The 15,038-nt window shown below is 46.3% G+C and carries 9 protein-coding genes and 3 pseudogenes; 8 read left to right on the plus strand and 4 right to left on the minus strand.

Annotation, left to right across the window (positions count from 1 at the left end; translation table 11 throughout):
* Positions 1-73: 73 nt before the first annotated feature.
* The 4 genes and pseudogenes from BLT35_RS09940 to BLT35_RS27525 form a co-directional block, all read left to right on the plus strand.
* Positions 74-814, plus strand: coding sequence for a stalk domain-containing protein (locus BLT35_RS09940; RefSeq protein WP_139170800.1), 741 nt, complete (start codon positions 74-76; stop codon positions 812-814).
* A gap of 319 nt (positions 815-1,133) precedes the next feature.
* Positions 1,134-1,343 (plus strand): annotated as a pseudogene (locus tag BLT35_RS09945) (transposase domain-containing protein); the annotation flags it as partial.
* 125 nt (positions 1,344-1,468) lie between these two features.
* A complete protein-coding gene (locus tag BLT35_RS09950; RefSeq protein ID WP_074727768.1) occupies positions 1,469-2,509 on the plus strand; it encodes a zinc-dependent alcohol dehydrogenase family protein in 1,041 nt (346 codons plus the stop codon).
* Between the two features lie 14 nt (positions 2,510-2,523).
* Positions 2,524-2,607 (plus strand): annotated as a pseudogene (locus tag BLT35_RS27525) (VOC family protein); the annotation flags it as partial.
* 56 nt (positions 2,608-2,663) lie between these two features.
* Here BLT35_RS27525 and BLT35_RS09960 read toward each other — a convergent pair.
* A pseudogene (locus tag BLT35_RS09960) lies at positions 2,664-3,245 on the minus strand (NAD(P)H-dependent oxidoreductase).
* Positions 3,246-3,560: 315 nt separating this feature from the next.
* Between BLT35_RS09960 and BLT35_RS09970 the strand changes: the two are divergent.
* Positions 3,561-3,860 carry an EAL domain-containing protein gene (locus BLT35_RS09970; RefSeq protein ID WP_083351263.1) on the plus strand — a complete coding sequence of 100 codons (300 nt, stop codon included), beginning with the start codon at positions 3,561-3,563 and terminating at the stop codon, positions 3,858-3,860.
* A 586-nt stretch (positions 3,861-4,446) separates the two neighbouring features.
* Here the strand turns inward: BLT35_RS09970 and BLT35_RS09980 are convergent.
* Both BLT35_RS09980 and BLT35_RS09985 read right to left on the minus strand, forming a co-directional pair.
* A complete protein-coding gene (locus BLT35_RS09980) occupies positions 4,447-6,666 on the minus strand; it encodes a methyl-accepting chemotaxis protein (protein ID WP_074727776.1) in 2,220 nt (739 codons plus the stop codon).
* 313 nt (positions 6,667-6,979) lie between these two features.
* Positions 6,980-7,327, minus strand: a complete 348-nt coding sequence (locus BLT35_RS09985) for a hypothetical protein (RefSeq protein WP_074727778.1) — start codon at positions 7,325-7,327, stop codon at positions 6,980-6,982.
* Positions 7,328-7,605: 278 nt separating this feature from the next.
* On the opposite strand from BLT35_RS09985, the gene BLT35_RS09990 reads away from it, so the two are divergent.
* On the plus strand, positions 7,606-7,872 hold the full coding sequence (locus BLT35_RS09990; RefSeq protein ID WP_074727780.1) for a VOC family protein: 267 nt from the start codon (positions 7,606-7,608) through the stop codon (positions 7,870-7,872).
* A 258-nt stretch (positions 7,873-8,130) separates the two neighbouring features.
* Here the strand turns inward: BLT35_RS09990 and BLT35_RS09995 are convergent, their stop codons facing one another.
* Positions 8,131-8,823, minus strand: coding sequence for a cupin domain-containing protein (locus BLT35_RS09995; RefSeq protein WP_062407018.1), 693 nt, complete (start codon positions 8,821-8,823; stop codon positions 8,131-8,133).
* Between the two features lie 591 nt (positions 8,824-9,414).
* Here BLT35_RS09995 and BLT35_RS10000 point away from each other — a divergent pair.
* Together BLT35_RS10000 and BLT35_RS10005 are read left to right on the plus strand one after the other, a co-directional pair.
* Positions 9,415-9,807 carry a hypothetical protein gene (locus tag BLT35_RS10000; RefSeq protein WP_062407020.1) on the plus strand — a complete coding sequence of 131 codons (393 nt, stop codon included), beginning with the start codon at positions 9,415-9,417 and terminating at the stop codon, positions 9,805-9,807.
* A gap of 121 nt (positions 9,808-9,928) precedes the next feature.
* Positions 9,929-14,983, plus strand: a complete 5,055-nt coding sequence (locus BLT35_RS10005) for an NEAT domain-containing protein (protein WP_139170801.1) — start codon at positions 9,929-9,931, stop codon at positions 14,981-14,983.
* Positions 14,984-15,038 lie beyond the last annotated feature (55 nt).

Consider the following 15,038-nt stretch of genomic DNA (forward strand, 5'->3'; position numbering starts at 1 on the left):
CATCAACGAAAACCTCCGTCAAATTTAGCTATTAACTATTTCGACAGAGGCTTTGGAAATCCTTGTTAGTTAATTGGTCAGTCGTAGAAAAAAAAAGATAGTTATACCAGGATTAGTATTAAGTTTTTTATTTTCATCAATAGCATATTCGTCTGATTCTATTCAGGCTCTTTTATTCCCTGTATCTTTATCTATTAATGGAGAACGTGTTGAAAATTTGTATAAACCGATTTTAAATTACAATGGCGATGCTTATTTACCATTACGTTTTATTGTAGAAAAGACAAATGGTAAAGTAGATTATGACAGTTCCACTAAAAATATAGATATAGAATATCAAAATACCGATCCATTAAAATCAGAAGTAACTTCCTTAATAAAAGATGAAAACTTTCACCTTTTACTAAATTCCGAAAAAAAGATTTACGATAGTAAAGAACCTATTAATATGTGGGGAACATTAAGATATATAGGGGAAGACGAAATAACGATCACCCATGGCGACCCCTTGCTTATTTATTCAATAAAAGATAGCAATGGTAATTATGAGGAGATGGGTATAAGAACCGTTTTGCTGGAAGAAACATTTAGTCCCAATAATGAATATACTTCAAAACCTCCATTATATCTTTCTGAATCATTTAATTTCCAAAAGAGTAAAATGTCAAGTCCTGAACAATTTCTTCAACAAACAAGAAAGGCATGGAAGTTAAATCCAGGTGAATACACCATAGGAGTTCGTGCATTATTTACTCAAACTTCAACTAATCAAAATAAAGAGTTATATACTGAAATCGTTATACAAGTTAAATAAATGGTTTTAGTAATGTAAATCGTAAAGACTAATTTGGTTGGCTCGTCCACAGCATGCCGAGGCTAAGGGGTAAATTCGCCGGATGCGGCGCAGTACGGCAAGGTGTTGACGCATAGCGTCGTTGCCGCTAGTCCGGTATATAAGCAAGTGTAATGGATGTGGACAGTCAGCCGCTGTATCGGCAAGAGTAGCAGTTTGCCCGCATGGGGCCGCCTTCTGTACGACTATCGGCCGACGCGCGGCGGTGAGCATTCCCGGAACTGTCTGAGGGGATTCAGCGGCTACCTGCACGTAGACGCTACTCCGGCGACCACATGGGAATGGGTTGTTTGCGAACACGCCGCGTGGGGCGAAGAGCAGCGCGATCATCTACAGCGTGATCGTAACGGCAAAAGAGAACCAGTTTAACCCGTTCAAGTACTTGATGTACCTGTTCGAGCAACTTCCCGAACAGAAAAATCCAGAAGCGTTGGACAGAAATAACAATTATCGTCGCGTTGCTGTTGAATGGCATAGTGTGTCCGGATAAAAGCTGATGATGAATACTTTTTCTTAATTAGGAAAAACTTTTTAGCGGCGATGAATGAAGCTTAAACGGTAAGTTATCTTGATCAGACTTCTCACCAACACTAGAAATTATCAGGGGGCATACGTATGAAAGCACTTGTTTACCTTGGACCGCAAAAGAAGGAGTGGACAGATAAAGAAAAGCCAAAGATTGAAAAAGCGACCGACGCGATCGTAAAAATCACGAAAACAACGATTTGCGGTACGGATTTGCATATTTTAAGCGGGGATGTACCTGCCGTGACCGCTGGTCGTATACTTGGTCATGAAGGTGTGGGCATTGTGGAGGAAGTCGGTTCAGCAGTGAACCGTTTCAAACCGGGAGACAATGTGTTGCTATCGTGTGTAACTGCTTGTGGTCGCTGTGATTATTGCAAAAAGCAGATGTATGCTCATTGTGAAGACGGAGGATGGATACTAGGTCATTTGATCGATGGCACTCAGGCCGAATATGTTCGCATTCCTTATGCAGATACGAGCATGTATCATATTCCTGATGGGAGCGATGAAGAAGCATTGGTCATGTTAAGTGATATTTTGCCAACTGCTTTTGAAATCGGTGTGATCAACGGGAAAGTGGAGCCAGGCAATGTCGTGGCCATCGTCGGGGCAGGTCCGGTCGGAATGTCCTCACTTCTGACAGCTCAGCTTTATTCACCTGCAGAGATCATCATGATCGACCTTGATGAACACCGATTGGAGTTAGCCAAAAAATTCGGGGCATCTAAAACGGTAAACAGTTCTGAAGGTAACGTAATTGAAAACGTACTGGCCTTGACGAATGGGAAAGGGGTCGATGTTGCCATTGAGGCTGTCGGATACCCGGTAACTTTTGATATATGTCAACGTATTCTCAAGCCAGGTGGACGACTTGCCAACGTTGGAGTCCATGGAAAGCCTGTCGAATTACATTTGGAGGATTTGTGGATTCGAAATGTAACGATTACAACCGGATTGGTGAGCACGTCTACGACGCCGATGTTATTGAAAACTGTTCAGTCTGATAAGATTAATCCGGCAGAGCTGATTACACACCGTTTTCCACTGCAAGATATTATAAAAGCATATGAAGTATTTGGCAATGCAGCCAAAGAAAAAGCGTTGAAAGTCATTTTGTACAATGAGTGAAGCTTTTAGGCCCAGGAGGATATTCCGGCCACTTCCTAGATCCGGATGGGCATTTATGGGAAGTGGTGTGGAATCCAGAGTGGGACATCACGGATTGAGTCGATGACAGATTCACAGTCGATTATTTATTATCTATCGCGGAATGTAGTACTCATTAAGCTAACATTGACCCGAGCCGCTTTACTTTATCCAGCCATTTGGAGCGTAGCGCCTCCGATGACGGTTTAACCGGGCCGATTTCGGTAACGCGTACGGGTGTGATTCCGCAAAATTGCAAAATATTGCGTTTCATCACGCGATGTCCCGCATGCTTATAGATCTATCTATTGTACCAGGACGGGGTGTCCATTGTAACAATGAGATGTGCAGATTTGCCGGTTAAAAGCTTATCCCACAGCGAAGAATGCTCACGGTATTTGAAAGCGAAGCCCGGCAGAAAGACGCGGTCGATAAATCCTTTCAGGATGGCTGGCATCGTGCCCCACCACGTAGGATAGACGAAGACGAGATGATGTGCCCAGCAGATCATCTCTTGTGCCTCCTTCAGATCATCCTCGAGCTCTATTCTTTTGTGATAACCAAATTCTAAGTTCGGATCAAAGCTGATCTTGCTTAAATCAATTCTGCGGATTTGCCCGCCGTTACCCGAAGCCCCTTCCGCATAAGCGTCAGATAAAGCCGAGCAGAAGCTTTGCGAATAGGGATGTCCGGTAATAACGAGAATATTCGTTTTCATCCTCATGATCCTCCTCGAATAAATGGCGTCGATTCGTTGGGTTTTCGTCTTTTACGGTGATTTGCGGTATGATAGTATGCAAGCAAATCAAATTATGGCAGTCTGGGGGTTATCGCGTTCCGAGTATTGCTATTAACATCTTTGCAAGAGAATTTGGCAGCAATCATCTCATCCGTACAATTCGCTCCATTATTATGGAAACGGGCCTAAATGCGGATTGTTTAGTATTTGAAATCACGGAAAGTATCAGTATCCACCAATCGATTCTATACTTTGCACCCTCAATGACCTGAAGAAGATCGGAGTTCGTGTGCGATTGACGATTTTGGAAAAGGGTATTCCGCTCTCAATTATTTGAAACACTTTCCCATCGATATTTTGAAAATTGACAAATGTTTTATAAAGGATATCAACGTGGATGAGAGAGACGCCGTGATCACGCAGGCCATGATCAATATGGCGCACGGTATGGGATTGAAAGTGATCGCTGAAGGCGTGGAAACGGTAAGACAGTTGGAATGTCTGAAACATTTGAGATGCGATATGATGCAGGGTCATTTGATAAGTAGACCTTTGCCGGCAACAATAGCTTCAAGATTTTTAGAACATCCGTAATCATTCTTTACATAATTAGGAGTGACCCATATGTGGATTAAAAAGAAGCTTCATTTTCCCCAGCTTACCGATTTTGAACATCATTTTTTGGAAAAAGCAAAGCCACCTTCGAATCCATGAATTATAACATTCAGGAATTGCAAGCGAACAAGCAGGATCTCCGTTCCCTCGTCATAGTCATTGAGGAAATCGGTACGGCCACTAAAAAGTATCGCAATCAGCCGAAAAGCTTAACAATCAAGCGCTGCATAAATTCTGATCGGTATCTTACTCCCGCCGAACTTAATTTGTCCAAGATATGAAGTGTTTAAGCCAGACGTAAGTGCCAGCTGTTCTTGGCTCATTTCTTTTCTGAGCCCCCGGCACACTCGAACATAGAAACAAAAACTCAAAAAGCATTGATCCACAAAGCTTTCCTCTGTTCTTTCCCTTACATACAAAACTCCATTTCTCCACCGGCAGCTATTTCGGAGGGGTTCGATCTCCCTTGGCTACATAAACGAAGAAAACCGATCCAAAAAGGTCGGTTTTCTTCGTTTTTGAATTAGACGCTGCTTTCCCGGTTATAGGTATTCTTCGATTCGGGTCAGCGGACCCGGGATTCACTCAGCTTGAATTGGCCTACGAGCTGCTGCAGCAGGACGGTAATCGCCTCCACGCTTTGCGAGGTTTGGCGGACGCTCATGATTTCGCTCATCAGCTCCTGCACCTTCGACTCGACTTCGGTTGAAATGCTGCGGTTCTCGATGCTGACGGCCGCAATCTTCTCCATCAGCGTTACGACTTCGTCGACCACCTGGGATTTCCGCTCATCCTCCGCCGTAGCGGCGGTCAGCATTCCGGAAGCGGCGGCAACCAGCTCATTGCCTTCCTTGACCACCTGTGTGCCTTCGTCCATCGATTGATACGCCCGCTGCGCATCCTGATAAATGTGCTGGATGATTTCATGCACTTCCCCGGTCGATTTTTTCGTCATTTCCGCCAGCGTGCGGATCTCCGACGCCACTACGGCGAAGCCCCGGCCGTGTTCGCCCACGCGCGCCGCCTCGATAGAGGCATTAAGCGCCAGCAGATGCGTTTGTGCGGATATTTCTTCAATGGCAATCAGCACGCTGCGGATTTGCTCGGCCGTATGCATGAACGTCCGGATCGATTCGTTGGTTTCCTGTACTTTGGAGGAGATGTGGTGCATCTTGTCCCCGATCCGCTCGACTTCACTCTGGGCCGTCGCAATTTGCCTCGCGGCTTCCATCTCCATCTGACGAAGTTGCAGCCGCATTTCCCCTGCAACGTCCTTGGCGATATCGATGTCTTTGAGCTGGCTTCGTATGCTGCGGATCATTTCCTGTACATTGAGGCTTACCCGCTCGGTCGAGTCGGCTGTGATGCCTGCGGATTTGTTTAATACGTGCTGGCTGGTCAACACGTCATTCGCTGCAGATTTGACCCGGAGCATAATGCTTTCCAGCGAATCGATCATATTGTTGATCCATTTGGCCAGCTCACGGGTCTCATCGTTTTCGAACTCATTCGGTTTTAGACGCTGTGTCAAATCCCCTTTACCTTCCGCATTGATGCGGATGAACCGGTTGATGGCGCGCAGACGATCGACAACGTTACTTGTCTCTTTCCTGTGAAGCATCCGGGCGGCCGTTAAAGCGAACAGCAGCTGGAAAAAGGCCGCCATCGTGCCGGTTATCCAGAGAGGAGTCCGGGCGGCGATGAAATAGATCAGAAACCCGGCTATGAATGCGAAACAAACGGCCAACAACGCGTGGAGCTTGAAATGCCGCCAGCTTATGCTGCGGATCCGGTACACCTCTTCCAAATCGCCCTCGCACATCATTCCCCACAAATCCGGGCAGTGCGGGAGCCGGAACGTCACTCCCTTGCCAATGACGGGAATGTGACGATAATCGGAATATCCCGGAAATTCCACAAAAAGGTTGCTGCCGTTGCGTATGGTATTGGCGACGCCCGGGTGCAGCTGTCCGGTAGCCGGATCGGTGAATACCAGCTCCAGCTCAGTATGCTCCTTCACGCTGACAACGCCCCATTCGGTCGTCACACCGTCCTTCAAGTTTTCGCCGTGGGTAAACGTGCGGTCCTCGAACCGGCTTCTGGACAGCGCCGTACCCGGCGCGATGTGCTTATTCAGCTCAGGCTTCGCCATAAATATGTAATTGTCCCCCGAATCCGGGTAAACGTGACCGGATTCCCGCTGGATCAAGTCCCCGATCACATCGTTCGGCACTCTGCCGCAAATCGCCCCGCGCCAGCGTCCGTCCTCCACGACGGGCTGTATGAATAAAAGCGTCATTTTGTCGTGGAAGGAGGACGATCTCGGGCCGATCTGGAGCGTCAGCTTGTCTGCATACGGCCCGAACAGGCACTTCCTGCCTTCTTCGGCCGAAGCGGAATAGCTTATACCGGGACAGAACGCTTCCTGCTCCGCATAGGTTTTCCCGATATGCTGCGGAAAAGTCGAGTACACGACGCTGCGCTTGTCGTCCAACAAGAACAGTTCTGTGAAATCGGTTCCCCGATTGTAGCAGTCGGCAAACAAACGATCCCAAACCGCGGATGGCTGTCCGCTAAACAGCGAAGCGCCGTCAGCAGCAGACCTCATCAGATCGAGGAGACGATCCAGATGCCGCCAATAATCCTCCGTCCAAGACATGAGGACATTCATTCTTGTCTCGGCGATTCCTTCAAAAATTTCTTCCACGTCCATTTTCAAGTCGTGATTCAAACGATAAGAGCGCCAAAGCGGAAACCCCTTTTTAAAACCTAACCAATCAAACATGTACCCACCCCTCACAAATGATATTTTCTATCTTTATATGTTATATATAATACCATAAAAGATTAGATTTTGGGAAAAATTATAAAAATCAAATTTATGTTATGTAATATTACTTAAGATACGTATGTTTCGGTATGGTTACGATGACACACTAGTTTCGAACCTATTCTTTTCGGAAGGCAGATTCCTTATAAAAGAGCGAAACGATAAGGTCATTCTCTTACCGTTTCGCTTTTATTTTCTTTTTAAAAAGTCTGCGGGCTTGATTTTAAGCTTTGTGCAAAGCTTGAAATCTCCCCAATCATGGAACAATTTACAATGTTTGCCGTGTCGAGAATCGAATCAGCGCACTTAAATCCTGTGCCTGCTTGAACACGAGCAAATACGGATGCTGACCTGAAGCATTGTGGTATGTGTAAATACCCGTGCGTAAATATTCTAAATGAAGTACATATGCATCGTTGATTACATTCCACATCAGGTCACGGATGAACTCAGCATCTAGGCCGGCTTCGAGCAGAACGTCTTTGCAGAGTTGAACATAGGAGGCTACATCAAAGTTGAATTGTCTGCGAAGATTTTCTGCAATTGATTCGGCCAGTCGTTGTTGGATGTATATCTTGCTGAGTTCAATGTTGTAGACAAGACTGCTCTGAGCCATTGGCATCACCTCCTCTCTGGTGCATCAAAAAGGGCACCATACCAGGCATAACCCAAAAGTTACGCCTTGCGTGGTGTCCTCCAATTACACGTAAGCAACTCTATAGTGAGGGTTCAGTCTATGCTTGGCTTGGGGTGCCTGGATCACTAGGAAGAAATGATTCATCTGCATCCGGATAAGGAACTTGGAATTCTCGTTGTTCTCCAAGTCAGCAATCCCAGCAGCAACATAGCAGTAATCAAGCGGAATTAGTCATTGGTGAGAATCGTGTTCTCATCGTGCTTTTTCCAGAGCCTGTATTTAAAAATTTTACAGGGAATGAAATTGCAGATCCAAAGCAATCTTCCGAAGTATTGTTTTCCATTGATGCGGAGAGCAGGGGAGAAGTTGATGAAATCGCAAAGAGGGCGGTAGAGGCAGGCGGTATGATCTTTAGTGAACCCGCAGAGCATCAAGGCTGGATGTACGGCTGCGGTTTTGCTGATTTGGATGGACATCGGTGGAATGCGTTATATATGGATATGAGTAAGTTACGTGAAGAGTAAAATGCCATTTTTGTCCGCCGCGTAGATGAGCCTCCGGTCATGATTTTTGGCGATGCAGTCTATTTTTCTACATTTATCTTATTTTTCTGTAAATAGTTCATCTAATCCACACTCCGCTTGCGGTAAATTACCAGTCACGCAAAAAAAAGCCGCCCTGTTCGGCAGCTTGCGTCGTTTCCCTGCTTGACAACAACAAATGAAATCGACATTTCCCGGGGATGCGGCAGATCCCGTTTTTTTTCGTTAATGCGCAATCATTCAGAGACCGTTATGATAGTATCCCCATCCATTGCCGATAACGGGCTGCTGCTGCCAGTATGCATCATGTTGAAGCTGCGGGTAGCCATATGCCCGGTTGTAGTATGTCTGATTCGTATTGGCCGGATTGGCCGCAGCTTGGCTTTGGACCTGATCTGACATGCAATCGCTGGGTGGTCCGATAACAACGGTTTTTGTAATAGGCGCCAATGCATCCTTCACTTTTGCCTCATTGAGGCAATACGTATGAGCAAATACATTCGCCGGCGTTAATCGCAAGAGATCGGAAGCACCTATGAACTCAGGAATTGGCGCATCGAAAATGGCCAATAAATGAGTGTTGTCGGCCGAGGCTATCTCATAATGCCACCATCCCTGGGGCACACTGGCGACCTGGCCCGGCTGGATGGGAAAATGGAGAAGCTCTTTGGTAAAAGGGTTAATCAAGGAGACAACAGCGGCGCCTGAAATACAATAGACCAATTCTGAGGCATTTTGATGGATATGGGGCTCGATGACGTTTCCCGTACTAAGATAAATGTCCAGCAGGGATACATTTCCTAATGTGTTAAGCTGGTGGATGGAAAGACCGTTAATATAATTCCGATTATCCTTTTTAAAAAAAAGATTGTTGTTTAAATCAAACGAAAATTGAACGGATGGCGAAGTATAGTCCATATATGAAACCGACACTTTTTTTTCTTCCCTTCATTTTAAAATAGGCACTTGACTGATGGGATATCTTATGTTGCACCCCGAATAAACGTGCGCTAGATGAAGCCGCCGATTTGGGGAGGATTGTAGTCCAACTATAAAATGGATTCATCTATTAAAAAATTTAATAGTTGGAAATAGGGATTGACATAATTTAGAATTCGAGTATAAAATTTTGGTATCGATGAACGATGTACACGTTATCGATAATCTGCAAAATGAGGTACACGGCCTGAAGATTTATGTACCTCTGCCACAGGTTTTTTTTTACAACATGATTGATAATGATTATCGTTGTCATTATCTATATACTTCCTTTGTACTGTGGCATCAATTTCAAGCAAGCGGGAAAGGAGGAATGAAATCCGGTCTCATTTCTAAAGCTTAGTCTGATTGGCTTATTGCTTTCATCGGACGCCTGTCAGTAATTTTTTTTGCGTTATTACTGATAATGATTATCATTTTTATTTATTTTTTCTGCGGCAGGCATTCCTGCTTCAAGAAATACTTTAGGCCTAAGCAGTCGTCAAGTTGAAAGTACAAAACCAAACTAAGGGAGTGTATTCCAAGATGAAATTATCGGTGAAAAAAACGTTCTCCATGCTGATGCTGGTGTTCATGCTCACCATTGTGTTGGCATTACCTGCTTTTGCTGCGGCTACGAACTATCAATTTTTGGATGCAAACGGGAATTACTCTCCACATGCGACTGCTTTCACTTATGATGCGGTGATTTCCGGATCGACAGTGACCGTCCATTACGATAGTGCATACGTCTACGGCTTGAAGGTCTATAATGCCGCCACAGGTCTCTATGATACAATTCCCGGTACGGTATCAGGCAGCTATATTTATTTCACATTTGATGTGAATGACTTTGATACGAATCTGCCTGTTAAACTTGGTGTGAATGCTGGGCCTCATAGCGGAGACCTGGATTTGTTCATCGAATGGCTATTATAATCCGCAGTTAGCCGGCTAAAGGCAACTGCTAATCATGTAAGGAGTGAAGAATGGCTTGCCGTTACCGGAGCCATTCTTCGCTTGTTATGCAAACACCGAATGTTTAAGGAGAGTAATTCAATTGGCTAATCAATTTAGGAAAACTGTGGCGATGATTCTTACCTTCGTATTGTTTCTGTCTGCCATACATATAGGGCCGGCATCGGCGGAAGAAAGTCCGGCTACCGTGCCCGACGGGGTATACCCGATCGAATTCCGGTATGTTCAGGATAAAAACCCTACGCAAACCTCGGTATCCAATTCATACATGGTTCCGGGCACAGGGAAATTAATTGTGCAGAACGGAAAGGCGAAATTCGAGAATGAGATTTCGAAGGAAAACTATGCTTTATTTGAATATTTCGGTTCGCGTATGGCTGGCAGGGATAAGGCTGTCATTCAAGAAACCGTAGGTCAGGAACCGGTTATTATTGGCATTGAGGGCTATCAACCGGTTGCGACCCGGTTGACCGATGACGGCAATCATGTGATTGTCCAGATCGAAATAGCGGAAATCGGGAAGATACAAGATATTTTAATGCATATTCACGATAAGGATAATATCTATCAATTACCGCAGCCTTATAACTATTGGTATAATGTCGGTTTGGAATTGGATATAAGCGGTCTTCCCGGAACCGGCGGAGACGGTGGAGACGGTGGAGACGGTGGAGACGGCGGAAGTGGCGGTGACAGTACACCAGTTACTTTAGAAATGTTTAATAATCTGGTTACAGTGGCACGTTCCGTTTATGAAAGCACTTACGAAGGAACGGGCGATGGTTTCTATCCTGTCGGATCCAAAACGGCATTATATAACAGCATCACAACAGCGGAAAGCATCGCAGCGAGTGCCGGGGGCAACCAGGTGCTGTTGAAGGCAGCCTACGATATTTTAAACGAAGCATTAAATCATTATCAATCTTTGCGTATTGTCGTTAACAAGACAAGTTTAATTGAATTAATAGAACAAATAAGGTTATTTACGGAAACAGCCAAGGAAGGCGGAACAGCTGAGGGCGGTCCGGGCGGTTCAACTACCTTTGCCATATCTGATAAAGAATATGCCTATCCCACAGTCAGCAGCTTTGTAAACAGACTTGCAGAGGCATCGAATGTTGTAGCTGACCCCAATGCTTCTCCGGAAGATGTGGCCAATCAATATAATTTGTTGTATAACGGTGATTCGCTCCGAGTCGGATTTAAAGATATCGAGAAAAGACAGTTTCTGGCTTCGACAGTGAGAATTATGGTTCTGGATACGGATACCGTAACCACTACTTACTCCGTTTATGCCAATGAGTTCAAGCCAACGGCGACCATACTCCATCAAGCGGAAGCGCCTTATTACCAAGCCTACGCTAACATTACTTTTGTCAATCCTGCAGGCGAATTGGATGTCAAACGAACCAATCCCAATTCGGCAGGATACTATACTCCAACCTCGTTCAGCCTCAGTGGAGTTCCGGTGCGGAACAGCTCGGACGAGCACAATAAAACGTACCAGGTGAGCATCAGATATCAAACTGCTGATGATTCCAAATGGAGGGGATTGTCGGGGCTGCGGTACACGGTCAACGGTGTTACCAAAACCGTTTTTATCAGCTACAATGCGGAGCAGCTTGACGCATTAAACGCCTCCATTGATGCCGCCAAGCAGATCTATCATACGGCTGTGGAAGGTACGGCGCCAGGACAATATAGTGCAGGCTCCAAAGCAAAGCTGCTGCAAGCCATTGAGCTTGCCGAAGTTACCGGAAGCAACCTTGCCGCTCCAAGACCGCAAATCGCTGCGGCTGCGACCGCTTTGCAAACGGCAGTGGAAGCATTCCAGGCAACGGCTGCGCGTACGGTCTATTTCTCGGCCGTTCATGCAACGAAGGACGCTTTCTCTTCCATGGATAACTACTTCGTGAAGCCGGCGGTCGTGACTACAGAAGAGGATGGCGCTGTCTATGCATCTGTAACCATTAAGGACAGCTCACGCATACCGGAATTCAAAGTTAAGCAAAACGGCGAATTTGTGGAAGCCGCTTTGGTGAGCGAGGATACAGCAGCGAATACAAGGGTCGTTAAATTCAAGATTGATCATTTGCAGGAGCTTCTTGATGCGAAGGTGCGTGTGGTCGTGCCGGCGCAAGGTTATGAGAGTACCCATGACATTCGTTTGAACTTTAACAATGTAGACAATACTGCGTTGTCCCAGGCTATTGCCAATGCGACTGCAGTACATCGGGCGGCGGTGGCAGGTACACAGCCGGGCCAATACCCGGAAGCGGCCAAGGCTGCTCTTCAGAGCGCAATCGATGCTGCCGGTGCCGAAGCAGCACGAGTAATGGGCACGCCGGAACAGACAGCCGCAGCGCTGCTGGCGCTGCAGCAAGCATTAAATACGTTCAAGGCGTCTGTGATTTCCAGTCCCGGCCAATATCCTATCGGTTTCACGATCTACAAAGTGAATACCAATGAACCATCGGTTATGTACGACTATGTAGATAAAACAAGCGGCAAATTAACGCTAAGAGACGGCAAAAAATATGTGTCGTTCACCCTAAATCAAAGTAAAGAAATTGTAAGCTTCAAAACAAAGTTAAACGCGGACTCGCCGTTAATCGAAACCACTACAATAAATACCGATGCAGCAGCTAACCAAAGAACGGTTGAATTCGAAGTGGAGGATTTAACGAAAAAAGTTGACGGATGGGTAAAAATTTATTGGGATTTAGGGCCTCCGATCGGCATTTACGATCATGAGTACGAGGTTCAGATCGGATTCAGCGATTTGCCGGCCATTCCCGATCCGGTCAACAAAACCGCATTAAACACATTGATTGCCGACGCCCAAGCGAAACATGCGGCGGCAGTGGAAGGAACGCAAGTTGGGCAGTATCCTGCAGGTTCGAAAGCCAAGCTGCTAACGGCGATTACTGCAGCACAAGCGGTAGCTGCCGACTCGGCGGCCACACAGCAGCAGGTGAACGAAGCGCATAACGCGCTGCAAGCAGCGGTAACGGCGTTCGTTAACTCTGTTAATACCGGCGGACCGGTGACAGTAGACAAAACCGTATTAAATGCCGCCATCGCCGACGCTCAAGCCAAGTATGATGCCGCAGTCGAGGGAACGGCGTTAGGTCAATATTTGGCCGGCGCCAAAAATAAATTTAAAAAATCGCTCGATGCGGTAAAAGCTGTGGCTGCGAATACCCAAGCAACGCAAGCGCAAGTGGATGAAGCGGTAAAAACATTGCAGGCAGCCGTAAAATTGTTCAGCTCTGCGCAGTATAAAGATGCTGTTACCCAACTGCCCGATGGAGAGTATTCATTGCAGTTCAATATTTTCACAGCAGGGACGGAGCAGCTATCGGCCGTTCAGGACTATGTTGATGCAAGCAGCGGCAAATTGCTCGTTGAAGGCGGTAAAAAGTACGTATCGTTCACATTGAATCGGGCTAAGGAAGTGAGCTCCTTCCAGACGAAGCTGAACTCAACTTCAGCCTTGACCGAAGCGGAAGTGGTTAGCAAAGACGATACGGCGGATACCAAAAACATCAAATTCGAAGTACAGGATTTGTCGATCAATAAGCAATATGGTCTTGTCAAGCTTCTGACTTCCGATGCACAAGAAGTAAATTACGATGTACAAATCGGATACGGCAAGATCCAATTGGACTTGACTAAACCGGTGAAAGACGGCCAGTACCATGTCAGCCTCGCCCCAAGATCGGATGATCCGGCAGCGCCTCCGGTCATAGATTACATCGTGGAAAGCAGACTTAACGTACAAAACGGCAAAAAACTAGCAACAGTGAAATTGAAGAGCGGAGTAACGCTTTATGAAATTTTGCTGCTTAATGCCGACGGTACGACCAATAAAGTCATCACGCCAACGTATTCGGCTAAAGCTTCGGGGCTTGTTCGGGTGCTTGCCGATGAACCTGCAGGTCAAAGCGTTCAATTTGAAGCAGCGGATGATTTGACGGCCACCTATGCATTCGGTGTAGTGAAAGACGGCCAGGATGCAACCATCAAAGTCGGGTTTGGTGCCATTGAGCCGGTAACAAGCGTTAGTGTGATCACACCTATGCCGGACGAGCCCATCGCACCGGTTGACTCTGGAAGCAATGATAGCGGAATCATCTACCCAGTAGGAGGCTCTTCAGGAGGCGCTGCGGTGATCAGCACGCTTCAGGACGGGAAATACTCCGTAAATTATGCAATCCATAATGTGGGCACGGATCAAAAATCAATTCTTCAGAATTATGTCGTGACACCGGCATTATTGACGGTTTCCGGAAACAAAAAGGTTGTCTCGGTCAGGTTGAAACAAAGCAATGAAATCGGCTCTTTAAAAACAGAGCTTAACGGCGCATGGACCGATGTAAAGGTGATTGCTGAAGATCAGAAGAATAATACGCGCGATGTTCAATTCGAGATTAAAGATTTGTCATCCAAATTAAAAATTTCGGCAAAAATCAATTCGGATGAGATCCAGGCCGAAATTTCATTTGATGCGAAAAACGTTCAAAAGGTGAGTGACGACGCACAGCTGACCGGCGGCCAAACGACTGCGGAAGGGCAAACTCCGGAGTCGAAACCAACGGTTCAAGTACTGAAAGATATCGAGAATCACTGGGCCCAAGCACTCATTGAACGCGCAGCAGGGCTTGGCATTGTCAATGGATATGAGGATGGAACGTTCCGTCCTGATGGCGAAATCAGCCGTGCCGAGTTTACAGTTCTCATTTCCCGCGCACTTCAACTGGACAAGGGTGGAGAACTGAATTTTGCCGATCTGGACAAGGTTCCGGATTGGGCGAAATCCCATCTGGAGAAAGCGGTAGCCGCAGGCCTTATCACAAGCTACGAGGATCATACGTTCAGACCTGAGCGCAGCATCAGCCGTTCGGAAATCGCGGTCATCATTGCCCGTGCATTGGATCTTCCGCTTGACGAAGAAGCTACTGCAGCATTCGCCGATGCGGAGCAAATTCCGGATTGGGCTTATGCTCATGTAGCCGCAGCCTCCAAGAAAGGGATTATTAATGGACGGGACAACCATATTTTCGCTCCTCATGCCAATGCAACAAGGGCTGAGGCCGTGAAATTAATTTTGTCGCTCCTTGATGAAGTGAAGTAACCTGGATGTTTGAAGTCGGTTTTTATCCGATTATGAAGTTGACGGGAGGATACCG

This window comes from Paenibacillus naphthalenovorans (genome assembly GCF_900099895.1).
GTDB lineage: Bacteria > Bacillota > Bacilli > Paenibacillales > NBRC-103111 > Paenibacillus_G > Paenibacillus_G naphthalenovorans.

What these genes read in the sequence shown, in the direction of transcription:
- BLT35_RS09950 (WP_074727768.1), top strand. Translation starts at nt 1,469, where the DNA reads ATGAAAGCACTTGTTTACCTTGGACCGCAAAAGAAGGAGTGGACAGAT.
- BLT35_RS09980 (WP_074727776.1), bottom strand. Translation starts at nt 6,666, where the DNA reads ATGTTTGATTGGTTAGGTTTTAAAAAGGGGTTTCCGCTTTGGCGCTCT.
- BLT35_RS10000 (WP_062407020.1), top strand. Translation starts at nt 9,415, where the DNA reads ATGAAATTATCGGTGAAAAAAACGTTCTCCATGCTGATGCTGGTGTTC.
- BLT35_RS09985 (WP_074727778.1), bottom strand. Translation starts at nt 7,327, where the DNA reads ATGGCTCAGAGCAGTCTTGTCTACAACATTGAACTCAGCAAGATATAC.